The organism is Catelliglobosispora koreensis DSM 44566 (genome assembly GCF_000379685.1).
GTDB lineage: Bacteria > Actinomycetota > Actinomycetes > Mycobacteriales > Micromonosporaceae > Catelliglobosispora > Catelliglobosispora koreensis.
The window spans coordinates 138,789-161,297 of record NZ_KB903261.1; the positions used below are offsets into that span (position 1 = coordinate 138,789).

Sequence of the window (22,509 nt, forward strand, 5' to 3'; positions counted from 1 at the left end):
CCTCACCGAGGTGGTGGCCAGCCTAGAATTCGGGGATGTTCACGGGGAGGAAAGAAGAATTCATTCAGCGGGTACGCGAGGAAGCGTCCAAAGACGACAGAGTGCGCGCGGCGTGGCTGGCCGGAAGTTATGGCAACGGGACAGCTGACGAATACAGCGACATCGACCTGCACCTGCTCCTCGAGGATGACTCATTTGACTGGGTGGCGTTCGCCGCCAAGGTGACGCCGAGTGTGCTGGCCAAACCAATCCCCGGGCTCAACGGCGGGCTGGTCATCACGCCGGAGTGGGTGCATCTCGACATCGTTTGCCACACCAGTGTTCCGGAGCTGCGGGGCTGTCTGCCGCTGTTCGACCACACGGGGCTGTTGCCGCAGGAGCTGACGCCAGCCCAAAGCCCTTGGGGCGAACCATATTTCCCGGACGAGGTCATCAGCTTCTACTACTACATGCTGGGGCTGTCGGTCGTCGTGCTCGGCCGCGGTGAACTCAACCTCGCCGTCTATGGTGCTGTCGCCAGGCTGGACGGGCTCATTCAGCTGATGCTCGCGGAAAATGGCGTGCGCAAGACCGATGGCCGCAAACGCCAGAACGCCTATCTCACACCGGATCAGATCGCTTTTCTGGAGTCGTATCCACCGTTGCTGCACGAGACAGCCTCGATTCTGGCCTTCGATCGCAGGACTGCCGATGAGGTGAGCCGGCGTGGACGTCTGCTGGCTGAGCGCACGGGACAGCGGTGGCCACACGAGCTGGAAGCGGCGACCATCACGTACCTGCGAAATAATCTTGACTGGCCAGCGATGAGTTCCGGTGCGGCGGCCGGTCTGACTGAGCATGACGACAACATTTGAGTACACGGTGACCCGCACGATCAACGCTCCCGTCGAGAAGGTCTGGCAGGCCTGGACGGAGCCCAAGCATTACGCCACGTGGTTCAACGCCGTTCCCGAGACGGTCTCTCTCGACGTTCGCACCGGAGGCTCGTGGGCCTCAACGCTCATCACGCCTGACGGACAGGAATTCCCGTTGTCCGGCCGCTTCACCAAGGTCGTGAAGAACAAGCGCATCGTGATGACGATGGACGTCCCTGGTCAAACCCCAGAAACCATGGAATTCGCCATAACCTCAGAGGGTACTCAGACAGCAGTCACCCTGCACCAAAAGCTGAAGTCGCAAGAGTCGTGCGACACGTCCCGGGAGGGCAGCGAGTATCTGCTCGATTCCTTCGCCGCCTATGTCCCGACGATTTAGGTGCCGCTTTGCTGGCGGGCTCGCAGTGTCGCCGCTGTGGAGCCCGCCAAAGTCATGAGGCACTCGGGCAGACGCCCATCGGCGACGGCGGCGCCGAAGAGGGCCTCCTCGGTCGGCTCGTCATCGTTAACATAGGCGCTCACAAAGCGTGCCACCCACTTGGTGTCGTAGGCCGCGTTGTCGATGTCGGGAAACTCGAGCCGCCACCCTCCAACGTGGAGCCCGTCGCCCGCGAGCGCGCCGGCCAGGCAGCGCGCCATCTCATAGGCGCCCGCGCGCTTGACAACCTCATCTAAGGTGCCGGCCACGGCCGCACTGTCGCCAGCGAGCGCTTGGTCGAGCACGAGAGCTGCGTCTTCAAACGCCTGATCTGGAACTGAAGCCACACACGCGAGCCTATCCGGCGAACACAACAAAAATCAGCCACGCGAATCCCAGGGCCTGTCCAGCGATCTGTTCCGCTTTAGCACCTGCGTAGAGGAATTCCCACAATCCTCCACTTGGCGCTAAGGTGCCTTTGCACGCCTGGCCACGGAGGCACCCCTATGCGAATTTCGCGCGCGCTAGCTCTTTTAAGCTGCGCTTCTTTGCTCGCCACGGTTACCGCTTGTGGCGGACCGGCTACCAATTCCCCCGGAGCGAACTATTCCGGGGCTCACCTATATGGCGCCGACGGAAACATGACCAACACCGTTGGTGCCCTCTTCGAGAAGTATCCCGGTGTCCTAGCTGGAATGAAGGGCACCAGACCGCTGACGGCCATGAGTGAGGAATTCATGGCCAGGGTCAAGTCGATGGACGGCTCACTGACCGACTACAACTACGCGGGCGAGGCCTATGACTCCGTCATGATCTCCGCCCTCGCCGCACAGACCGCGGGCACGACTGACCCTAAAATCGTTGCCACCTATATCAATGGGGTGACGATGGGCGGAGAGGCTTGCAGCACGTTCGTTGCTTGCGTCACCGCTATCAAGCAGGGTAAGGACATCGCCTACCGCGGGATCACTGTCCGCAGTGGATTCACTGACGCGGGCGAACCCTCGTCGACCAGTTACGGGACTGTCCACTTCGGCCCGTCCAACCGGCTCGACAACGGCAAGACCGAATTCCTGCGCGCTGGTGACGACAAGCTCGCCACCAAGGACGCTGGCCCGAAGGCCGCGGCACAAGGTGGCAAGACAGCGTCTCCGCTTATCTTCGGCGGCATCATGACGATCAGCGGCGATGCCAAGGCGGGCAGCCATGCCCGGCACGCCGCCGCCAAGCTCGCCGTGAAGGAGATCAACGATAACGGTGGTGTCCTTGGTGCCCCGGTTCAGTGGAAGGACGGCGACGGCGTCAACAAGGACGTCGCCCTGCAGACGCTGGCCAAGCACAAGACCGCCGGAGTCCAGATCCTGATCGGCACCGGTTCGTCCGGTGTCGCGAACGCGATCATGCCCGACGTCGTGAACAGCGGAATGATTATGTTCTCGCCCTCGAACACCGCGGCGGGACTGATCGGCCTTCCCGACAACGGGCTGTACTTCCGCACCGCTCCTTCGGACACGCTGCAGGCCAAAGCACTCGCCGACATGATCATGCGCGATGGGGTCAGCAAGGCGACGCTCATCGGCCGCAACGACTCTTACGGTAAGGGGCTCATCGAAGGGGTAAAGAAGGACCTGATCGCCGCGGGCATGCCCGAAAACGCGATCAAGCTGCTGACCTACGAGATCGCCTCTGACAAGGTCAAGGATCCCGAAGAAGTGAAGTCGCTGGCCCAGCAAACGGCCGCTTTCGCGCCAGACGGTGTGCTCATCGTCGGGCTGGCGGAATCGGCAGACGTGATCAAAGCACTGGCTGACGCGAAGCTGGCGTTTAGGCACTAACGTTTGGCCGGCGCTGGCTGCGCAGCAGCTTCGGCGCCGCACGGCAAGAGGCGTGAAGCACCACTAAGAAGGAGCACTCATGGGCGAGGAAGTAGAGACCCGCGGCACGGAGCGGACTGACCTGATCACCGGTGACACCAACCGGGATGGCAAGGCCGACCTCTGGGTGTCCGACACCGACGGTGACGGCAAGGCCGACCTGTTCCAGTTCGACACCGACGGCGACGGAGTCGTCGACGTGACCATGGTTGACCTGGACCAAGACGGCAAGCCCGACAAGATCGTCAGCGGCGACGGCGGACACGCCCCCGCCTGAGGAACCAGCCGATCTGGCTCGCCGTCCTAAGCCGCGTTCATGGACTGGATGGCGAGCCAGATCAGGGCACAAAGCAAGAGCACAGCCACAATCCCCAGCACCACCACGCGGGGCACCGCTGGCCGCATCGGAGAGGCGATCGCCTCGGGATGGCCCAGCTGAATGAGCTTCTCGCGCGCGGCAAGCACCTGGTCCCGCGAATAGATGAGGACCGGATCGTTGCCTGCCAAGCCATCCGGGCTACGGCTCAACTCGACAGCTAAATGCGCTTGAGCCATCTGCATCGCCCGGACAGCCTTCTTCCCCGCTTTGCCAGCCCGGTCCCGTCCATATTTGCGGGCGTCAGCGCGCAGGTGACCGTGTTCCAGCGTGTCCAGTTCACGGGCGGTCGCCACCATCGGATCCTGCAATCGCCGCAGCTCGTCTATGTAGTAGCTGGCTTCCCGGTGCCGGGCGACCCAAAGCAGTCCCATGACCAGGATCAGGGCGGGCAGCCCCTTGAGCAGCAAGCCCAGCAGCAGTCCGGCTCCGCCAGAACCCATGCCGTCCATGAGGATCGGTGAGTTCCAGATGAAGTGGATGCCCCACGCCAGGAAAAGTCCCGTGAGCAAACCCAGCCAGCGCACGATCAGCGACTTGTCGGTCCGCACCAGGAACCAGGCGATGCCCGCGCCGGCCATCGCGCTAAAGAGCGTGTGACTCCACAGCCCGGCTAGGAACCCGCGTAAGAAGAAGGTCGCGACCACCGGGCCGACCTGGTCGCCAGCATTCGCAGCCTCGACGGCGTTGATCGAGTAGAAGACGTTTTCGATGACCTGGAAGCCGAGCCCGATCAGCGCGCCGTAGACCATGCCGTCGAGCACACTGTTGATCTGCTTACGGGCGATCAGCACGATCATTACCAGGCCGAGCGCCTTGAGCAGCTCTTCAATGACTGGGCTGACGATCGCGGCACCCCAGGCGAAGGCGAAGTCGGGCGAGATCAGCTTCGCCAGGAGACCTAGCAGCGCACGGTTGCCGGGCATCGCCGTCGTCGTGGCCACTAGGGCGCCCCAGGCGAACGCGGTCGCTAGCAACAGTGGCGGCTCGCGCTCCAGGAAGTCCATCGACGATATGAACAGCCAAAACGGCACCGCGTAGAGCGCGAACAAAATGATGGCCGTCATCGTGGCGGTGGGGAACCGCGCGAACGGCGAACTCAGCAGGTCAAACAGCCTCATCGCGCAGATGGTCATGACCACGGCCAGCACCCAGAACGCGGGGAGCTGCAACGACTTCAGTGCCCTGCTCCAGCGGGGAGTAGGGGTAACAGAAAACCGCCAGCGTCTGGCGGAAGGGGCAGCGGTGGTCACTTCTGTTCACCGCCATAGGCGATCGTCGCCATGCTTTCGTCAACGCGTTCCAGCGCCATCCGCAGATCGCTTTCCGACCCGGTCACAGTGACCTCGATGAGGTGCCCAGGCGCGAGGTAGGCCGCGTATCTGCCCACGCGACCCGGAGCCGTGAACGTCCCGGCCCGGCCGGACAGCCCGCTCGCGGTCATCACGGGTGTTTCGCCGGCGGTCACCTGGTACCCACGCATGTTTTGGATCTTGTCTCTGAGCCTGGTGGAAGCGGCCGGAAGGTCGCCCTCGAAGCGCGACACGGCGACCACATAGCGCGCCGGGCCGATGAGAAAGAGCGCTGTGCCCTCCTCAGCGTCAGAGCGCGTGCGCTTGGAGATCAATGCGCCCACGGGCGGGATGAGCGAGACGCCTCCGGCGATCTCGTGCCGCGTGGCCGAAGCCGCGGCCTGCTTGCTGACGGGCACGGCGCGATCGAGCGCGGGAAGTCCAAAGACGACGATCAGCAAAGCCCCCAGCACGGACGCGGAGCCGCCGAGGTTTCGCCACCACCGGTTAGCCGCCACCATGAACCGAACGTTAGCGGGATCAAGGTCCCCCGCGCGGCGAAATAGGATGAGCTGGTGGCCGGCCAGGTGATTAACCGACGCGAGCAGCACAAACAGCACACCAGGAGTGCGCTCGAGGCGGCAGCGATGGACCTGTTCGCCAGGCAGGGCTACGAATCAACCACCGTTGATGAGATTGCCGCGCTGGCCGGAGTCTCTGTGCGGACGTTCTTCCGCTACTTCTCCTCGAAACGGCACGTGCTCTTCGGCGACGTCGCCTTCGACCGAGTGTCAAAATTCACTGCGGCATTGGAAGCCCGCCCCACGGCAGAGGATCCCTTGGAGTCCGTGCGGATCGTTCTCGATGAGTCAGACGTGACCGGGGCAGCCGAGCTGGCCCAGATCAAGGCCCGGATGAACCTCATGATGGAGCAGCCTTCTTTGCTGCCAACCTATTTGCGCATCAACTACGAGCTCCAGCGGCAGGTTGGCGTGTTCATCGCCGCCCGTCTGGGGCTGCCCGAAACAGATCCCTATCCGCTCATGATCGCCGCTGCTGCCGCCGCGGCATGGGATGTCGCCCTGTCGGCCTGGGCTACCGGCGCAGGGGAGTTGGCTCCGCTACGACGTGAGGCATTTGCCCAGCTCACAGTGGGTATAAAGAAAGGGACGCCTTGGGGGCTGGCGTCCCTTTCCTAGTGCTACTCAGCTCAGTCGCCCTGACGCTGGTGCGGGATCTGACCCTGAAGCAGAGCACGCACCTCCGACTCCCGGTAGCGACGGTGGCCACCCAGCGTCCTAATTGCGCTGAGCTTGCCTGCCTTTGCCCACCGAGTCACAGTCTTCGGGTCGACGCGGAACATCGACGCGACCTCTGCCGGGGTGAGCAGCGGCTCTGGTTCGTGCGTACGCGACGCCATGGTCACTCCTCCACAAGTACCTATAAACGAAGGCCGGGGTCCCGCCGGCCTCACGCGTTACCCATAGTCCGGCTAGTCCCCGATGTCCGACATGGGCCGAACGGGTGAAGGTCCGTGGATGGACGGATGACGAAAGAACGACATGTCGCATTTTTCCCAGCACAGCATGTCTTCTTCGGAAATGCTCTTACTGAAAGTAGTCGACTAGTTACTTCGCTCTAACAGCTGAATTGCGCGCCAGCGCTGGACAAGACGCTCGTAAGCTGCGGTTGCGGCGGCACCGTCGTCTTGAGACAGTCCGGCGAGCCCTGTAGCGACTAGCTCGACTGAGTCGTCATCTTTGAGTGCTTGATCCGACAGAAGATCGGTCAGCCCGCCGTAGTCGAGTTCGACAACCGAACCGGGATGAAAGCCTTCGAGCCAGCGGGCGGTCTCCCGCAGAGAGTCCGTTATCGGGACGTCGCCTAATGACCGGCGCAGGATGCGCAGTCCTTTGTGGACACGCTGACGCGCCTTGCCTATCTCCACGCGGTAGCGCAGAACCTTCTGCTCGCCGATCACCATGTCCCGCTCGGACATCGCGAACAGCACGAACCAGCGCAGTGGCACACCCCACGTCGCCACCTGCTCATGAACCCGCTCCTCGTCGTTGACGCTCGCCACGACGTGCTGAGCCAGGCCGACGAGCGCGGGCGGGACGAAGGCGTCGGCGAGCACCTGCGGCACGCCGTCGCGCGCCTGTAGCGCCGCCTGAGCGACCCGTTTCCGCAGATTCCATGGGCACACGAGAGCCGCGTCTTCCGTGCCAAGCACGTAGGCCTCGTCGGGCAGCTCCGGCAACCGCGACCACCCGGCACCCAGGGCTTCCATGACCACGGTGCGCTGGCGGCCCGGCCCGTCAGAGGGACCAATGGCCTTTCCTTCTGCGACATATCGGCGCCAGAACCGCTGCCGCTCGGGAGCGAACGCGGTTAGTGGCTCGTACACACGCAGATATGCGGCGAACTGTGTCGGCACGTCGCGATCCTCGCACGATTAGGCTGGAACCGGGAGCGCCGCACACCCCCGCGGCGCTTATTCGTCAAAATGGCCTCACAAGGGCCGACAACGAAGTTGGAGCCACGAAGTGGGCGTATTCAGTGAAGGCGGGCACGAGCAGGTCGTGTTCTGCCAGGACCGGGCCACCGGCCTGAAGGCGATCATCGGTATTTACTCCACAGCGCTAGGACCCGCCCTGGGCGGAACGCGCTTCTACCCCTACGCCAGCGAAGAAGAGGCACTGCACGACGTGCTGGAGCTTTCGCGCGGCATGGCTTATAAGAACTCGCTCGCCGGGCTCGACCTCGGCGGCGGCAAGGCGGTCATCTGGGGCGACCCGGAGCAGATCAAGGGCGAGGCACTCCTGCGCGCTTATGGCAGGTTCGTGCAATCGCTCAATGGCCGCTACTACACCGCGTGCGATGTCGGCACGTACACCTGGGACATGGACCACGTCGCCAAGGAGACGAGATTCGTCACCGGCCGCAGCGTGGAACACGGCGGCGCTGGCGACTCCTCCATCCTCACGGCATGGGGTGTCTTCCAGGGCATGCGCGCCGCAGCCGAGCATCGGTGGGGGTCGCCGACGCTCGCTGGGCGCACCGTTGGCGTGTCAGGTTTGGGCAAGGTCGGTAAGTACCTAACCCAGCACTTGATTGAAGACGGCGCGAACGTCGTGGCCACCGACGTCAATCCCAGGGCGCTGGACTGGGCCCGGTCGGCCTATCCCCAGGTGACGCTGGTGTCTGACACCACGTCGCTTATCACCAGCGACATCGACATCTATGCGCCATGCGCGCTCGGGTTCGCTCTCAACGACGAAACCGTCCCCCTCCTGCGGGCGAAAATCGTTGCGGGTGCGGCCAACAACCAGCTCGCCCACCCCGGGGTGGAGAAGCTGTTGATGGACCGCGGAATCCTGTACGCGCCTGACTATTGCGTCAATTCCGGTGGTGTGATTCAGGTCGCAGACGAGATCGAAGGCTTTAACTTCGAACGGGCGAAACTGCGTGCTACCAAGATCTTTGACACCACCAAGCGGATTCTCGAACTCGCTGACGCCGATGGCATTTCCCCCGCCACCGCCGCGGACCGGCTTGCTGAACAGCGCATGAGCGAGGTCGGCCGGCTGTCAGTCATTCGCGTTTAACCATCTGGGGCGGGCCGGCCCACCGCCGGCCCGCTTCGGTCATGACCAGAAATCCATCCAGCCCTTACTGACACAAATCCGACAGGCTCAAAAAACGCCCGGCAACCCGGGATGCCGAACCTGCCACCGGGCATGTACCGTATGAGCCACGAGAGATGTCTGAGTCAATCGGGGCCCGCCGGTCGTTCGCGCGCTGGGCAGCCCCGTATTCATGTGCGAGGGGGTCGGCCATGGGGCGCGGCCGAGCGAAGGCCAAGCAGACGAAGGTGGCCAGGGAGTTGAAGTATCACTCCCCGAACACTGACCTTGACGCCTTGCAGCGAGAGCTTGCTGGAAGTGGCAACTCGGTGACTCCCGATGAGGAGCTCGACGACGACGGGTACGACAAGTACTCGCCGTATGCCTCTGAGGATGAAGACGACGACGCTTCCTGGGCACAGCGCAAGTAGGTGGGTTCACCTACCGCGGCCTGTTGTTCCAGTTGAAGAACGTCGGGATGTTCTCGAAGTGATTCCAGGCGCAGACAGCGCTGCTGTTTGCGTCTGCCACTTCGGCTCGCTCAGTACGCGCGGCGCTAGCCTCCTCAAGCAGAGGAGTTAGCTCCGCGCGTGCAAGGCGGATTCTCGCTGTGAGCAGGTCTTGATGTTGCGGCATAACCGAGCACTCCTTCCAGTAGGTTGATCTTGCTGTTGCGGCAGTGCTCGGTTTCCGTTCCGTCGAATCTGCCGTGCTCGAAGTAGCGGTTAGCGGCATGCCCGCCACCGCAGAAACCGAAGTAGGGACACGATTCACGGCACGCCTCCACCCCTGTCACGAACTCGTCGACCCAGGGCGGATGGGTGCCCGTCAGCAACCGGGCTAGCGGTGTTGTCAGCACGTTGCCACTGCTGAAATCGCCGTAGCGCGGATCGTGAAACCCAGCCAGCTCAGGCGATAGCAGGACCACTGAGCCGTCAAATGCGATGGTGGGAATCGGGTCTAGCCGCCGGGGCAACAGGTCGTCATCGGTGCCGTCCAGCACGGCGGTTAGATAGCGCAACGACCACTCCACCTCGCGCAGATGAACAGCCGGGGCGATCCGCCACGCGGCAAGCAACTCGGCCCAGAAGGCCCGCACACTCGCCGGGTCATGCCGAGTCTGTCTCGTGTTCACCCCTTCGTGCTCCTCGACATTGATGCCGAGGACGTCGCACCCAAGGTTCAGAAAGTATTCGTATAGCGGGGCAGCGATGCCCGGGCGCGGCTCACTGACCACGCAGAGCGCCGCGAACGGCAACCCGTGCTGACGTAACCGGGCGATGCCGTTGCTGATCTTGCGATAGCCGGGCTGCCCGCCGCGATCGATCCGCTCATGGTTGAACGATTCCGGACCATCCACGCTCACGCTGACGCGCATTTGGCGCTCCGTGAAGAAGTCGCACCATGCGTCGTCAATCAACGTGGCGTTGGTCTGCAGGTGATGCTCGACCTCGGGCGCGAACGGGGCCATGAGGGCGCTCAGATGGGCTATCCCGGCCGCCATCGGCTCACCCCCGTGCCACACCACGGAAAAGCGGCCTTCCTGTGCCCACACGTTCACGTCGGCAGCGACCGCTTTGGCGACCTCGACGCTCATCCGGTTGTCGGCCCGCCGCAGCGGCAGATAGCAATAGCGACAGTCCAGATTGCACAGTGTGGTTGGTTGCATGACAACGTAAGAGGGCATGTGGGAGATCCCCCGCATGCCCTCTGCTTTGGCCATTATTTCATTGTCTGGTCAGTCGTCGAGCCAGTCCAGCCTTCGGTCGCCCCGATTGCGGCGGTCGTCATAGCCGCTTGGCTGACCGCCGTAGGGGTCTTGACCATAGGCGGGCGGCTGCTGACCGTAGCCTTCCTGGCCGTAGCCAGGTTCCTGGCCGTAACCAGGTTGCGGCTGCTGAGCGTAGCCACCTTGCTGGGCATAGCCACCGGCTTGCTGACCGTAGCCGCCGGCGCCTGAGGTGGGGCCGTAGCCGCCCTGCTGGCCGTAGCCACCCGAACCCGAGGTCGGGCCCGCGTAGTACGTCGGCTCCTCATACTGTCCGCCAGCGCCGCTGTAGCCGCCGCCCGGAGGCTGGCCATAGCCACCGCCCTGCTGACCGTAGCCACCGGCACCAGAGGTCGGGCCTGTGCCATAAGCACCGCCACCGCTCGTCTGCTGGCCGTAACCGCCCTGCTGCGGGTTCCACTGCTGCGTTGGCGCGCCGTAGGTCTGCCCGCCCCGCTGCTGTGGCACACCGTATTCACCGGGGCGCGCGATCTGCGTCGGGTCGGACGGACGGCCGTAGCCACCGCCCTGCGGCGGGCCATAGCCCTGCGGGCCGCCAGGACGGAACGGCGGAGCACCGGGACCACCCGGACGTGGGCCACCCTGACCCGGCTCGTCGTCATCGTCTTCATCATCGTCGTCATCGTTGTTGCGACGCACCAAAAGCAGCACGATCGCACCGATGCCCAGGGCGACCAGAAGACCACCGACGATGATCATGACCCAGGTCATGCTGTCGAGACCGTCTTCATCGGAAGCGTTGTTGGTGTTCGGCGCGGTCGCCTCGCCGCTGGCCGTCGTGGACGGAGCCACGTCGGTTGGCGTCGCCATCGGTGTCGCGCTCGGCAGCGTGAGATCTTCCATCACGAGATCGAGATCGGCCCGATCCTGCCCGGCCGCGACGTTGGCGGTCTTCGCGACTCCACCGACCATCGAGAACGGGTTCTTCGTCGCCTGGATCGCGACCAGACCCGGAGCGATCTTCTTGGCCGGGCCGTCGAAGCGGTAGATGCCGTTGCTGTCCGAGGTCGCCTGATGCGACTTGCTGGCACCATCGACGAGGGTCACCACCGCGCCCGCGATCGGCTTGAGGTCGGCACCATTACGCACCTGTCCGGAAAGGACACCCACGTATTGCGCCTGCTGCCCGCCAGTGATCGTCAACGGCGTCGCCGAGCCGATCCCCTCGGGCGGCGCTCCATTCGCTTTGACACGGATGCCCACTTGCCCCGGGGCGTTTGCCTTGATCTTGATCTGGATCTCGTCGCTTTCGGACACGTTCGGCCCGGTCGGGTTCAGCGCCACGGTGCCGGGGCTGCAGTTCTGAGTGCAACTCGCCGGGCTGTTCTGCACCGTCCAGTCGATGGTGACCCCGGAGATGGAAGTTGGGGGCGGCGTCGCCTGCACTCGGATCTTGAACTTGAACGTCGTGGTCGTCCCGACCTCAATCGTGTTGTCGTCAAGGCGAGGGTTGACCAGTGACTCGCCTGCAGCGAACGCGTGTGTGGTGACACCGACCAGCACGCCAAGCGAAACCACTGCGACCACGCCGATGCGTGCTATCCAGGATCGCCGCTGGGTAGTCACGTCCACCACCTTCCAAAAACGTTGGTCCCGCGACAGGATGGGGGGCATAGGGGAGCCGCGGGAAATACGCCCACGCAACTATGCCTTGCGATACCGCGCTGACGCGACCCAGGGCCCAACAAAGGCGAAGAACTGTCGCGTCGTATCGTCCCTGTGTGTCCTCTACGCCAGAAAAGTCCCCAGCGGTGGATGAAGTGCTTTCGTCCCTGGCAGCAGGCACCGAGCCAGACAAAGCAGCCTTGCGTGAAGCGGTGCGTGCCCTTCTGAAGGACCTCGGGACCTTGGCTCCTGGCCGTTCGGTGGAGGTGCGGGTTCCGCCATACGGTGCGATTCAGTGCGTGGAAGGCCCCAGGCACACCAGAGGCACTCCGGCAAACGTTGTGGAAATGAGCCCTGTGACTTTTGTCGAGATTGCCACCGGGCGTACGACTTGGGCAGACGCCGTCCGGGATGGCAGAATCTCAGCTAGCGGCATCAGGGCCGATATATCCCATCTATTTCCTTTCTGCCTCCGCTGAACAATGTGCATCTACAAGGTGGCTCTCAGTTAACGCGCCACCTCACGTAGACTGTCGTTCTGCGGCAATGACCAGTGCTAGTGACAGCTACACCTAGGAGCAGCAGGGTGCCCAGAGGCGACGGCCGGTTGAGTCATGAGCTCGACCCCTACCGGCCAGGCCCGCAAGACGCATGTGGCGTCTTCGGTGTCTGGTCGCCTGGCGAAGATGTAGCCAAACTCACCTATTTCGGCCTCTACGCGTTGCAGCATCGCGGGCAGGAAGCGGCGGGCATCGCGGTCAGCGATGGCTCCGGTGTGGTGGTTTACAAGGATCTCGGCCTCGTGGCCCAGGTCTTTGATGAGCCCACCCTGGCCAGCCTGCGTGGCTATCTCGCCATCGGGCACACGCGCTACTCGACCACCGGTGGCTCGACGTGGGAAAACTCTCAGCCCACGATCCAGGCGACGACAGCTGGCACCACGATCGCCCTGGCGCACAACGGCAACCTGGTGAACACGGCCGATATGGCCCGCAAGGTGACGGACCTGGGTCTGGACACGCGCGGCGCCAGCAGTGACACCGCTCTCGTGACCATGTTGCTAGCAGCCCGGCCGGACATGTCCGTCGAAGCCGCCGCACTCGAAGTGCTGCCGACGATTCAGGGCGCCTTCAGCTTCGTCTTCATGGACGAGACAACGCTTTACGCCGCCCGCGACGCACACGGCGTGCGGCCGTTGGTGCTCGGCCGTCTGGAGCGCGGGTGGGTCGTCGCCAGTGAAACGGCCGCCCTCGACATCGTTGGTGCCACGGTCGTCCGTGAGGTCGAGCCGGGCGAGCTGCTCGCCATCGACGAGCACGGCCTCCGGAGTTCCCGCTTCGCGACGCCCGAGCCCAAGGGCTGCCTGTTTGAATACGTCTACCTGGCGCGCCCCGACTCGACGATCAGTGGCCGCAACATTTACGCGGCCCGGGTAGAGGTGGGCCGCCGGCTCGCCAAGGAGCACCCGGTCGAAGCCGACCTCGTCATTCCTGTGCCCGAGTCCGGGACACCGGCCGCCATCGGTTACGCCGAAGCCTCCGGGATCCCTTACGGACAAGGGCTCACCAAGAACGCTTACGTGGGCCGGACTTTCATCCAGCCTTCGCAGACCATCCGCCAGCTAGGCATCCGCCTGAAGCTGAACCCACTGCGCGAGAACGTGCGCGGCAAGCGCCTCGTCGTGGTGGACGACACGATCGTCCGGGGCAACACGCAGCGGGCCATCGTCCGCATGTTGCGTGAAGCTGGGGCACTCGAAGTTCACGTGCGCATTTCGGCACCGCCGGTCCTCTGGCCGTGTTTCTACGGCATCGATTTCGCCACCCGGGCCGAGCTGATCGCCACCGGGCTGGACAACGACGGCATCCGCAAATCCATTGGAGCCGACTCACTCGGCTTTGTATCGCTGGCCGAATTGACTGCCGCCACTGAGCAGCCAGCTTCGCGCCTGTGCCGGGCCTGTTTTGACGGCACGTACCCGATTGAGCTGCCCGCCGGCAACCTGATCGGCAAGCACGTTCTGGAGGGAACGGCCAAGCGTGCCGCGACCGAGCAGGGCGAAATGGTGGGAAGCAAGTCGACATGAGTTCCTTTAGCTCCAAAGGGGAGAGGCCGTGACCCACGTGACCGAGCGCAGTGTTCCCTGGTCCGCTGAGAACGGGCGTCGCAAGACGGTGACCTATGCCGACGCTGGCGTGTCCATCCACGCCGGCGACAAGGCCGTTGAGCTCCTCAAGAGCAAAGTGCAGCGGGCCCACCGGCCCGAGGTGCTGGGCGGGCTCGGTGGCTTTTCCGGACTGTTCCGTTTGGACACCCAGAAATACAAGAAGCCCGTTCTGGCCTCGTCGACCGACGGTGTGGGAACCAAGCTCGTCATCGCCCAGCAGATGAACATCCACGATACGGTCGGCATCGACCTTGTCGCGATGGTTGTCGACGACCTGGTGGCGTGTGGCGCGGAGCCGTTGTTCCTCTTGGACTACATCGCTTGTGGTGAGGTCGTTCCCGACCGCGTGGCCGAGATCGGCGCGGGTATCGCCGATGGCTGCCGCTACGCCGGCTGCGCCTTGCTAGGCGGCGAGACCGCTGAGCACCCGGGCGTGATGCGTCCCGACGAATACGACCTGTCGGCTAACGGTGTTGGTGTCGTTGAAGAAGACGACATCCTCAGCCACGAGCGCGTGCAGCTCGGCGACGTCGTGATCGCGATGGCCTCGAGTGGCTTGCACTCCAACGGTTACAGCCTGGTGCGCCACGTGCTGCTGGGTCAGGCCCGGATGAAGCTCGACAGCGTGATCGATGAGCTGAGCAATCAGCGCACACTCGGCGAGGAATTGCTGACGCCGACCAAGATTTACGCCAAGGACTGCCTCTCCCTGATTCAGGAGTGTGAGGTGCACGCCCTCGCGCACGTTACCGGTGGCGGCATTCCCGGCAACTTGGTTCGCGTGCTGCCTAAGCACCTTGACGCGATCGTCAACCGCACGACGTGGCACCCCGCGCCGATCTTCGACTTGATTCAGCGCAAGGGACGCATCGACTCCAATGACATGGAGTCGACGTTCAACATGGGCGTGGGCATGTTCGCGGTCGTGAGCGCGGCAGACGCCGACCGGGCGCTGGCGTTGCTGACGGGCCGGGGCGTTGAGGCGTGGCCAGTGGGCGAGATCGTCGCCGGTTCGGGTCAGGTCCACATGCTCGGCTCCTACACCCGCGGCTAGAAACGCCTGCGGCTAAAGCAGTTTGCGAGGGCCAGGACCTTCGGCGGATAGTTCGTCGCCTGGGTTGTAGATCCTGCACGCGGTCAGCGACAGGCATCCGCAACCGATGCAGCCGTCCAGGTTGTCGCGCAGCTTTCGCAGCATGGTGATGCGTTCGTCCAATTCGGACCGCCACACGCGGGAAAGGTGTGCCCAGTCGGCTTTCGTCGGGGTGCGTTCTTCCGGCAGGTCTGACAGGGCCTGGGCGATCCGTTCCAGGGAGATGCCGACCTGCTGGGCGATCCGGATGAACGAGACGCGGCGCAGTTCTGAGCGTTCGTAACGGCGCTGGTTTCCGCCCGTACGCGTGGAGCGGATCAGCCCCTGTTGTTCGTAGAAACGCAGGGCTGACGCCGCGACACCGCTGCGGGCGGACAGTTCGCCAATGGTGAGCATCACAAGCCTCTTGAGTTAAAGGGCACTTTAACTTGCAGGCTACCTTCATGACGTTAGCGACGCTTCTCACGAGGCTGACGGGCGACGAGAAACACGCTCCCAGCGCTCATTCCACGCTTGATGTGCTGTGGGTGCTCTACGACCGGGTACTAAACGTGCGTCCCGGCCACGAGGACGACCCCGAGCGGGACCGTTTCTTCCTGTCCAAGGGACACGGTGTCGCCGGTTATTACGCCGTGCTGGCCGCTAAGGGTTTCGTGCCGCACGACTGGCTAGATGAGTTTGGCGGCCCGTCCAGTCCGCTCGGCCATCACCCGGACAGGCTGCGTGTGCCCGGTATCGAGATCAGCAGCGGCTCACTGGGGCACGGCCTAGGTCTCGCCGTCGGAACGGCGTTAGGGCTTAAGGCGCAAGGTTTCGCCAAGCCCCGGGTCTTCGTGCTGCTTGGCGATGCCGAGCTCGACGAAGGTTCCAACCATGAAGCCATCGCGTTCGCCGGAGCGGCCAATGTGGACAGTGTGACCGCGATCGTCATCGACAACCGGTCGGCCTCATATTCCCCGCCGGGTGGGCTGGGTTCGCTGTTCACGGTGCACGGCTGGATAGCCTCCGAAGTGGACGGACGCGATCACGAAGCCATCTATGCCGCTTTGACGGAGCAACACCCAGGACCCCACGTGGTCGTCGCCCGGACGGAGACTAAAAATGCGTGACGCCTTTATCAAGGAAACGCTGGCCATCCTCGACGATGACCCGCGTACCGCACTCGTGCTGGCGGAGATCTCGGCCGACCCGTTCGGCAAAGCCCTCGCCAACTACCCGGACCGGGCGATCAACGTGGGCATCAGGGAGCAGCTGATGCTCGGGGTCGCGGGTGGCCTCGCCCTCACCGGTTTGCGGCCAATCGCGCACAGCTACGCCACTTTCCTGGTCGACCGGGCTTATGAGCAGATCAAACTGGACCTGCGGCACCAAGGCGTCGGCGCGATTCTTGTGAGCGTGGGCGCTTCGTATGACGGTGCGCAGGCTGGGTACACCCATATGTCACCCATGGACGTGGCACTCATCGACACGCTGCCCGAATGGATCGTCCATGTGCCGGGTCACGCCGACGAGGTCGGGCCGATGTTGCGAGCCGCCGTTGGCCACGACGAGCCGGTCTACGTACGCCTTTCGACGCAGCACAATCCGGAGGCTCACGCAGACGCGTTGCGGCTCAAGGTAATCAAGCCGGGCGGCAAACGCACCGTGGTCGCCGTCGGGGCGATGCTCGGTGCCACGCTGGAAGCCACGAAAGACCTCGACGTCACGGTCGCCTACACGCACACTCCCCGTCCGTTTGACCACAGTGGACTCGGGGAGATCGCGGGTGCCGAGCCGGACATCGTCATGGTCGAGCCCTACCTTGAGGGCACCTCAGCGCATCTCGTGGCGGAAACCTTCGCGGACAAGGCTTTCCGCTTACGCAACATCGGCGTGCAGCGGGCCGATCTGCACCGCTTCGGCACACCGAAGGATCACGCCCGATGGCACGGCCTCGACGCGGAATCGTTGCGGCAGCGCATTTCCGCGCCGTGACCTAACGCCGGCATCCACATAACGGGGGATGCCGGCGTTGCTTTGAGCTAAGGACGGTCAACGAGTTGCTGGGTCCACACTGCGATGTAGGTCAGGGCCGGCTCGGCTACCGGGCCGTCCGCCGGCGCTGACGATGGCCGGGTGATATTGATATCGCCGAAGTGCAGCGACGATCGGCCGACGGCACGCCCGGTCAGCGGATCGAACAAGATCTCCTGACCGTAGTCGTTTTCCACGAAGCGGATCGCGACGAGGGGCCGCCCGTCAAAGGTGATCTCACGAGCGGCAAGCCCGTTGATTCCTTTGTAGGACCGAAAAAGCGCGGCACGCAACGTCGGCGACAGCGCGATCTCGTGACTGGTGTAAAGCCCACCCATCGCGTCCCACAACTGCTGGTCGACCGACCACTTGTCGTGGGTGCCGGTCGAGGCGCGCAGCGCGGCCAGCAGAGCCGACGGCTCGGTGGGCAAGGATGCCAGCCAGGCGAGCGTCGGGAACCGTACCCCCGGCTCGGCGGCCGGTTCATTGGTCGCTCCGCCAGCACGAGGACCGGAAAGCAGGTCGGCGCCGTCGGCCTCTAGCCGCAGTGGCGTGCCCCCGTTGGGGTCGAGCCACATCTGGCGGGCCTGCGTTTCCAGCTCTCCGGTGTTGCCATTGACGGACAGTTTCGCCGCCCAGCCACGGATCTCGGTGTAGACGATCTTTCCGTCAGGAAGGACGATCGGCGGAGTCTGTGCGGCGACCGCCGCCAGGGCGTCCAAAGTAGGGCCAAGCTCCAGCGGCGTTCCTGCCAAATACCGTGGTGCGTCACCGGAGTTGCCGACGATGGAAAAGATCGATCCCGCGGCGAGCACCGTGAGGGCGGCACCAGCCACCGGGATCAGGAAGCGGCGGCGGGAAATGCTGTGCCGCTTGGCTTCCAGTTGCGTGATGCGATACCAGGTGCGCGTTACCGACTCATCGGTGGGCTGGGGCGCCAGCGCGCGTACCCCATCTAGGTCTGTCATGTGTTGTCTCCGAGGGCTTTGCGGACCTTCGTCCGTGCGCGGTGCAGCGCGGACTGGACCGATCCGAGCGGGATGTCGAGAGCGGTGGCGATTTCCTCATAGGTCAGCTCGGCGATGGCGAAGAGCAGCAGCACTTCGCGCTGGCGCCGGGGAAGTTTCGCCAGGGTGCCCGCGACTTTGGCGATGGCGCGCTTGGCATCGATGCGATCATCGGCGCTGCCGTCCAATGTGGACAGCTCGGTAACCGCTAGCGCCTTTAGCGTTCGCAGCTCGGTGCGCTTATGCCTGCGCAGCAGATTGGAGCAGATGCCGTAAAGCCACGGCAGCATCGCGCCGCGCTCCGGATCGAATCGATGACGTTGCTCGTGTGCGACAAGAAACGTCTGCGCCACAATGTCTTCCGCGACGTGTTCGCCAACGCGCTGCGTGGCGTAGCGCAACAGATCACGCGCGTAGCGCTCGAACATGCCGCCGATGTCGCTCGGGCCGAGGTCCGTGGTTTCGGCCAGTGTGGTCATATCTTTACTTGCCCACACTGGCCGTCCTTGTTCCCGGCTTTTAGCCGAACAGTTTCGGCAAGGTCTCCGACCAGGCACTGCGCAGCTCGTCGAGCGGAATCTCGAACTGATCGCGGAATACCAGCGACGATCCTCCGGTGACCCCGATGACGCTGTGCGGAATCTCGTGCTCGGTCACCAGGGCTTCGAACGCCTGGCGGTGCCCGACCGAGACCGCGACGAGAATGCGGCTTGCCGATTCGCTGAACAGCGTCACGAACGGGTCCGAGCCGAGGCTGACCGTCGCGCCAATGTTCTTGCGCAGCGCCGATTCCACGAGGGCCTGTGCCAGACCGCCATCGGAGAGGTCGTGCGCCGCGTGCACCAGGCCCGAGGCCGACGCACGCTGCATCAGGCTGGCCAGCGTTTGCTCCCGGCCCAGGTCGACGCGCGGTGGCTTGCCGCCCAGGTGCTCGTGCGTGACCCACGCCCACTCCGAGCCGGAGAACTCAGCTGTCGTCTCACCAAGGAGGAACAGCACGTCGTCGGCTTGGGTGAAGCCCATCGGGATGCGCTGGGACACATCGTCCAGCACACCGAGGACACCCACGATCGGCGTCGGGTGGATCGCCACCGCACCGGTCTGGTTGTAGAAGCTGACGTTGCCGCCCGTGACCGGGATGCCCAGCTCCTGGCAACCGTCGGCCAGACCGCGCACGGCCTCGGCGAACTGCCACATGACCGCTGGGTCTTCGGGCGAGCCGAAGTTGAGACAGTCCGTGACGGCGACCGGGGTGGCGCCGGTGACAGCGACATTGCGGAAAGCCTCCGCCAGCGCCAGCTTCGCGCCCTCATAAGGATCAAGCCGGGTGTACCGCGAATTGCCGTCGACCGACAGGGCAACGCCAAGACCGGATTCTTCGTCGATGCGAATGATCCCGGAGTCCTCAGGTTGCGCGAGGACCGTGTTGCCCAGCACGTAGCGGTCGTATTGCTCGGTGACCCACGTCTTGTCGCACAGGTTCGGCGACGCGACCAAGCGCAGCAGCGTCTCACGCAGTTCGTCTGGAGTGGACGGACGCGGCAGCGTCTCGGCGCGGTCAGCCTGCAGCAGGATGAGGTCGGCTGGCTCGCGCAGCGGACGGGCGTAAACCGGTCCGTCGTCAGCGAGGCTGCCCGGCGGCACGTCCACGACGGTCTCGCCGTGCCATGTCACGCGGACGCGGCCAGTGTCGGTGACGGTGCCGATCGGGGTCGCGATCACGCCCCACACGCTGGCCACGCCAAGCACGGCGTCCAAGTTGGACGGCTCGACGATGAACAGCATGCGCTCCTGCGACTCGCTGGCCAGCACCTCATGCGGCTCCATGGAAGCCTCACGCAGGTGGACTTTCTCCAGCTGGACGTCCATGCCCGTGCCAGCCGCGGCGGCGGTCTCGGTCAGCGCGCAGGTGAGCCCGGCACCACCGAGGTCTTGCACACCAACGATCAGCTTTGATTCGTAAAGCTCCAGGCACGACTCGATCAGCAGCTTCTCGATGAACGGGTCGCCGACCTGAACGCTCGGGCGCCGCTGCTCGGAACCTTCGTCGAAGGTCGCGCTGGCGAGCACCGAGACACCGCCGATGCCGTCACGGCCGGTCTTGGCGCCCATGAGCACCACGATGTTGCCCGGTCCCACGGCGGCTTTGTTCTGCAGGCGGTCAGCCGGAAGGACGCCGACGCACAGGGCGTTGACGAGCGGGTTGCCTTGGTAGGACGGGTCGAACACGACCTCGCCGCCAATGTTGGGCAACCCGAGGCAGTTGCCGTAGCCGCCGATGCCGCCAACCACGCCAGGCAGGACCCGGCGAGTGTCGGGGTGGTCGGCCGCGCCGAAGCGCAGCGGGTCCATCACCGCGACCGGGCGGGCGCCCATGGCGAGGATGTCGCGGACGATGCCGCCAACGCCCGTCGCCGCGCCCTGGTGTGGCTCCACAAAGGACGGGTGGTTGTGCGACTCGACCTTGAACGTCACGGCCAGCGTGTCGGTGATCGCGATAACGCCGGCGTTCTCACCGATGCCCGCGAGCATGCGGTCAGAGGGCGGGGCCTTCTCGCCGAACTGCTTGAGGTGAATCTTGCTCGACTTGTAAGAGCAGTGCTCGCTCCACATGATCGAGTACATCGCTAGCTCTGACTGGGTCGGCCGACGGCCCAGGATCTGGCGGATGCGCAGGTATTCGTCTTCCTTCAAGCCCAGTTCCGCGAAAGGCTGCAGCTCGTCTGGAGTGGAATCAGCGCGCTCAACGGTATCGATGCTCATGCTTTCACGCCCGCGATGTGCTTGATGACTGAAGTGAAGAAGCCGAGACCGTCGAGGGACGGGCCGGTCAGGTCTTCAACGGCGTGCTCCGGGTGCGGCATGATGCCGAGCACGTTGCCCGCCTCATTGCGGATCGCGGCGATGTCACGCATCGAGCCGTTGGGGTTGCCGTTGTGATAGCGCGCGACGATCTGCCCGTTGGCTTCCAGCTCATCGAGCGTCTTGTCGTCGGCGACGTAGCAGCCTTCGCCGTTCTTGACCGGGATCAGGATTTCCTGGCCCTCGCTGTAGTCACCGGTCCAGACGCCTTCGACGCTGGTGAACCGGAGCCACTGGTCGCGGTTGCGAAAGTGCAGGTGCTGGTTGCGGGTCAGCGCACCGGGCAGCAGGTGTGCCTCACAGAGGATCTGGAAGCCGTTGCAGATGCCCAGCACGGGCAGTCCTGCGCCAGCGGCCGCCTTGATCGAGTCCATCACCGGCGCGAAGCGGGCGATCGCTCCGCAGCGCAGGTAGTCACCGTAGGAGAAGCCACCCGGCAGAACCACGGCGTCAACGCCATGCAGATCGGGGTCGGCGTGCCAAAGGCGGACCGTCTCGGCGCCGGCGATGCGCGCCGCACGGGCCGCGTCCCCATCGTCAAGTGACCCAGGGAAGGTCACAACGCCTATTTTCACGCCTCTTCTACCTTTATCTGGAAGTCCTCGATGACGGGGTTAGCCAGCAGCTTGTCGGCGATCTCGCGGGCCCGCTCCAAGTCGGCTTCCCCTTCGAATTCGATCTCCACGCGACGGCCGATCCGGACCGAGGCGACGTCACTGACGCCTAGGCGGGGAAGGGCATTGGCGACGGCTTGACCTTGTGGGTCGAGAATTTCGGGCTTGAGCATGACGTCAACCACGACGCGAGCCACGGTGATCTCCTAAAACGGGGGGTCAGGCGGGCAATGACCAGCCTACCGGCACCCTGACAGGTGGCTTCTCAGGGGACTCAGAAGGCTGAGACAGCCGTCACTATGGCGAGGATGAGGCAAACTCCGGCACCGGTATACCGAATCAACGACAGCCTCACGCGCCTCAGCAGCCACCGCCCGCCAATGACGGCAAGGCCCGAAACCAGGGCTAGCGCCAGCCATGCCCCCAGGCCAGTGCCGATGGCGTTATTGCCGCTGGCGACCAGTGCGGCCGTCGCCAGCTGAGACAGATCACCCCACTCGGCGGCGAACAGCACCAGGAAACTCGCCCCGGCCGCTTTGAGCCCGCGCTTCGGTTCGCGGATCTTCGCCGAATACTCCTGTTCGGCTTCCACTTCTTCCGCGTCAGCCTTCGAGGCGCCGCGGGCCAGCACGAAGGCGCCAACTAGGAAGAGCCCTGCGGCCACGAGCTGAACCGGCTTGGCCGGAAGCTTGGAAATGAAATGACCAGCAGTTACGGCGACCAGGCACTGAATCGCGAAGGCGGCCACCACGCCAATCCAAGTCGGCAGAGCCGGGTAGCGCGTAGAAAGCACGAGGGTGGCGACAAACGTCTTGTCGGGGAGCTCAACCGGGAAGACGGTGACGAATGCGATAGCCAGCGCCCCCAGAAACTCCACTGACCGAGCCTAGATCAGCAA

General features: G+C 64.2%; 27 protein-coding genes. 12 read left to right on the forward strand and 15 right to left on the reverse strand.

Annotated features, from left to right (window positions below; translation table 11 throughout):
• The first annotated feature begins 35 nt into the window (after positions 1 to 35).
• Together A3E1_RS0119845 and A3E1_RS0119850 are read left to right on the forward strand one after the other, a co-directional pair.
• Positions 36 to 854 (forward strand): nucleotidyltransferase domain-containing protein, encoded by an 819-nt coding sequence (locus A3E1_RS0119845; RefSeq protein ID WP_020522540.1) that lies wholly within the window; start codon positions 36 to 38, stop codon positions 852 to 854.
• The gene (locus A3E1_RS0119850) at positions 838 to 1,254 is read left to right on the forward strand and encodes an SRPBCC family protein (RefSeq protein WP_026208620.1); all 417 of its coding nucleotides are present in this window, start codon (positions 838 to 840) and stop codon (positions 1,252 to 1,254) included. Before A3E1_RS0119845 ends, A3E1_RS0119850 begins: the two co-directional genes overlap by 17 nt.
• Here the strand turns inward: A3E1_RS0119850 and A3E1_RS0119855 are convergent.
• Entirely contained in the window at positions 1,251 to 1,640 is a 390-nt protein-coding gene (locus A3E1_RS0119855) for a hypothetical protein (protein WP_020522542.1), read from the reverse strand. The genes A3E1_RS0119850 and A3E1_RS0119855 overlap by 4 nt on opposite strands.
• A gap of 201 nt (positions 1,641 to 1,841) precedes the next feature.
• On the opposite strand from A3E1_RS0119855, the gene A3E1_RS0119860 reads away from it, so the two are divergent.
• Both A3E1_RS0119860 and A3E1_RS0119865 read left to right on the forward strand, forming a co-directional pair.
• Positions 1,842 to 3,128 carry an ABC transporter substrate-binding protein gene (locus A3E1_RS0119860; protein ID WP_157631623.1) on the forward strand — a complete coding sequence of 429 codons (1,287 nt, stop codon included), beginning with the start codon at positions 1,842 to 1,844 and terminating at the stop codon, positions 3,126 to 3,128.
• Between the two features lie 79 nt (positions 3,129 to 3,207).
• On the forward strand, positions 3,208 to 3,444 hold the full coding sequence (locus A3E1_RS0119865; protein ID WP_020522544.1) for a hypothetical protein: 237 nt from the start codon (positions 3,208 to 3,210) through the stop codon (positions 3,442 to 3,444).
• A 26-nt stretch (positions 3,445 to 3,470) separates the two neighbouring features.
• On the opposite strand, the gene A3E1_RS41140 is transcribed toward A3E1_RS0119865, so the two are convergent.
• Both A3E1_RS41140 and A3E1_RS0119875 read right to left on the reverse strand, forming a co-directional pair.
• Entirely contained in the window at positions 3,471 to 4,796 is a 1,326-nt protein-coding gene (locus A3E1_RS41140; protein WP_157631624.1) for a PrsW family intramembrane metalloprotease, read from the reverse strand.
• A complete protein-coding gene (locus tag A3E1_RS0119875; protein WP_026208622.1) occupies positions 4,793 to 5,356 on the reverse strand; it encodes a hypothetical protein in 564 nt (187 codons plus the stop codon). The genes A3E1_RS41140 and A3E1_RS0119875 overlap by 4 nt, the downstream gene beginning before the upstream one ends.
• Positions 5,357 to 5,410: 54 nt before the next feature.
• Here A3E1_RS0119875 and A3E1_RS41145 point away from each other — a divergent pair, with 54 nt between their 5' ends.
• Entirely contained in the window at positions 5,411 to 6,034 is a 624-nt protein-coding gene (locus A3E1_RS41145) for a TetR family transcriptional regulator (protein WP_157631625.1), read from the forward strand.
• 11 nt (positions 6,035 to 6,045) lie between these two features.
• Here the strand turns inward: A3E1_RS41145 and A3E1_RS0119885 are convergent, their stop codons facing one another.
• Positions 6,046 to 6,255, reverse strand: coding sequence for a BldC family transcriptional regulator (locus A3E1_RS0119885; RefSeq protein ID WP_020522548.1), 210 nt, complete (start codon positions 6,253 to 6,255; stop codon positions 6,046 to 6,048).
• A 204-nt stretch (positions 6,256 to 6,459) separates the two neighbouring features.
• Complete coding sequence (locus A3E1_RS0119890; RefSeq protein WP_020522549.1) at positions 6,460 to 7,272, reverse strand: hypothetical protein; 813 nt, start codon at positions 7,270 to 7,272, stop codon at positions 6,460 to 6,462.
• Between the two features lie 109 nt (positions 7,273 to 7,381).
• On the opposite strand from A3E1_RS0119890, the gene A3E1_RS0119895 reads away from it, so the two are divergent.
• Together A3E1_RS0119895 and A3E1_RS0119900 are read left to right on the forward strand one after the other, a co-directional pair.
• Positions 7,382 to 8,443 carry a Glu/Leu/Phe/Val family dehydrogenase gene (locus tag A3E1_RS0119895; protein ID WP_020522550.1) on the forward strand — a complete coding sequence of 354 codons (1,062 nt, stop codon included), beginning with the start codon at positions 7,382 to 7,384 and terminating at the stop codon, positions 8,441 to 8,443.
• A 230-nt stretch (positions 8,444 to 8,673) separates the two neighbouring features.
• The gene (locus tag A3E1_RS0119900; RefSeq protein WP_020522551.1) at positions 8,674 to 8,892 is read left to right on the forward strand and encodes a DUF3073 domain-containing protein; all 219 of its coding nucleotides are present in this window, start codon (positions 8,674 to 8,676) and stop codon (positions 8,890 to 8,892) included.
• 10 nt (positions 8,893 to 8,902) lie between these two features.
• Here A3E1_RS0119900 and amcA read toward each other — a convergent pair whose 3' ends face one another.
• The 3 genes from amcA to A3E1_RS0119910 are packed head-to-tail and all read right to left on the reverse strand — an operon-like array spanning position 8,903 to position 11,816.
• The gene (amcA, locus tag A3E1_RS46235) at positions 8,903 to 9,097 is read right to left on the reverse strand and encodes a multiple cyclophane-containing RiPP AmcA (protein WP_083929558.1); all 195 of its coding nucleotides are present in this window, start codon (positions 9,095 to 9,097) and stop codon (positions 8,903 to 8,905) included.
• The gene (gene amcB, locus A3E1_RS0119905) at positions 9,027 to 10,166 is read right to left on the reverse strand and encodes a cyclophane-forming radical SAM peptide maturase AmcB (protein WP_157631670.1); all 1,140 of its coding nucleotides are present in this window, start codon (positions 10,164 to 10,166) and stop codon (positions 9,027 to 9,029) included. Before amcB ends, amcA begins: the two co-directional genes overlap by 71 nt.
• Before the next feature lie 33 nt (positions 10,167 to 10,199).
• The gene (locus A3E1_RS0119910; RefSeq protein ID WP_157631626.1) at positions 10,200 to 11,816 is read right to left on the reverse strand and encodes a hypothetical protein; all 1,617 of its coding nucleotides are present in this window, start codon (positions 11,814 to 11,816) and stop codon (positions 10,200 to 10,202) included.
• A 155-nt stretch (positions 11,817 to 11,971) separates the two neighbouring features.
• Between A3E1_RS0119910 and A3E1_RS47745 the strand changes: the two genes are divergently transcribed.
• The 3 genes from A3E1_RS47745 to purM all read left to right on the forward strand — a co-directional run bounded on the left by A3E1_RS47745 (position 11,972) and on the right by purM (position 15,076).
• Positions 11,972 to 12,334, forward strand: a complete 363-nt coding sequence (locus A3E1_RS47745) for a sterol carrier family protein (RefSeq protein WP_083929559.1) — start codon at positions 11,972 to 11,974, stop codon at positions 12,332 to 12,334.
• Between the two features lie 107 nt (positions 12,335 to 12,441).
• Positions 12,442 to 13,941 carry an amidophosphoribosyltransferase gene (purF, locus tag A3E1_RS0119915; protein ID WP_020522554.1) on the forward strand — a complete coding sequence of 500 codons (1,500 nt, stop codon included), beginning with the start codon at positions 12,442 to 12,444 and terminating at the stop codon, positions 13,939 to 13,941.
• Positions 13,942 to 13,969: 28 nt separating this feature from the next.
• On the forward strand, positions 13,970 to 15,076 hold the full coding sequence (purM, locus tag A3E1_RS0119920; RefSeq protein WP_020522555.1) for a phosphoribosylformylglycinamidine cyclo-ligase: 1,107 nt from the start codon (positions 13,970 to 13,972) through the stop codon (positions 15,074 to 15,076).
• Between the two features lie 12 nt (positions 15,077 to 15,088).
• On the opposite strand, the gene soxR is transcribed toward purM, so the two are convergent.
• Complete coding sequence (gene soxR, locus A3E1_RS0119925) at positions 15,089 to 15,511, reverse strand: redox-sensitive transcriptional activator SoxR (RefSeq protein WP_020522556.1); 423 nt, start codon at positions 15,509 to 15,511, stop codon at positions 15,089 to 15,091.
• Between the two features lie 47 nt (positions 15,512 to 15,558).
• Between soxR and A3E1_RS0119930 the strand changes: the two genes are divergently transcribed.
• Both A3E1_RS0119930 and A3E1_RS0119935 read left to right on the forward strand, forming a co-directional pair.
• Positions 15,559 to 16,224: a hypothetical protein gene (locus tag A3E1_RS0119930; RefSeq protein WP_020522557.1), complete on the forward strand. Its 666-nt coding sequence runs from the start codon at positions 15,559 to 15,561 to the stop codon at positions 16,222 to 16,224.
• The gene (locus tag A3E1_RS0119935; protein ID WP_020522558.1) at positions 16,217 to 17,089 is read left to right on the forward strand and encodes a transketolase family protein; all 873 of its coding nucleotides are present in this window, start codon (positions 16,217 to 16,219) and stop codon (positions 17,087 to 17,089) included. The genes A3E1_RS0119930 and A3E1_RS0119935 overlap by 8 nt, the downstream gene beginning before the upstream one ends.
• A 47-nt stretch (positions 17,090 to 17,136) precedes the next feature.
• Here the strand turns inward: A3E1_RS0119935 and A3E1_RS0119940 are convergent, their stop codons facing one another.
• The 6 genes from A3E1_RS0119940 to A3E1_RS0119965 all read right to left on the reverse strand — a co-directional run bounded on the left by A3E1_RS0119940 (position 17,137) and on the right by A3E1_RS0119965 (position 22,488).
• The gene (locus A3E1_RS0119940; RefSeq protein WP_020522559.1) at positions 17,137 to 18,096 is read right to left on the reverse strand and encodes a hypothetical protein; all 960 of its coding nucleotides are present in this window, start codon (positions 18,094 to 18,096) and stop codon (positions 17,137 to 17,139) included.
• Positions 18,093 to 18,632 carry an RNA polymerase sigma factor gene (locus tag A3E1_RS41150; RefSeq protein WP_157631627.1) on the reverse strand — a complete coding sequence of 180 codons (540 nt, stop codon included), beginning with the start codon at positions 18,630 to 18,632 and terminating at the stop codon, positions 18,093 to 18,095. Before A3E1_RS41150 ends, A3E1_RS0119940 begins: the two co-directional genes overlap by 4 nt.
• Positions 18,633 to 18,654: 22 nt before the next feature.
• Positions 18,655 to 20,898: a phosphoribosylformylglycinamidine synthase subunit PurL gene (gene purL, locus A3E1_RS0119950; protein WP_020522561.1), complete on the reverse strand. Its 2,244-nt coding sequence runs from the start codon at positions 20,896 to 20,898 to the stop codon at positions 18,655 to 18,657.
• Complete coding sequence (gene purQ, locus A3E1_RS0119955) at positions 20,895 to 21,572, reverse strand: phosphoribosylformylglycinamidine synthase subunit PurQ (RefSeq protein WP_020522562.1); 678 nt, start codon at positions 21,570 to 21,572, stop codon at positions 20,895 to 20,897. Before purQ ends, purL begins: the two co-directional genes overlap by 4 nt.
• Positions 21,569 to 21,808 (reverse strand): phosphoribosylformylglycinamidine synthase subunit PurS, encoded by a 240-nt coding sequence (gene purS / locus A3E1_RS0119960; protein WP_020522563.1) that lies wholly within the window; start codon positions 21,806 to 21,808, stop codon positions 21,569 to 21,571. Before purS ends, purQ begins: the two co-directional genes overlap by 4 nt.
• A gap of 77 nt (positions 21,809 to 21,885) precedes the next feature.
• Entirely contained in the window at positions 21,886 to 22,488 is a 603-nt protein-coding gene (locus A3E1_RS0119965) for a TMEM165/GDT1 family protein (protein ID WP_020522564.1), read from the reverse strand.
• Positions 22,489 to 22,509 lie beyond the last annotated feature (21 nt).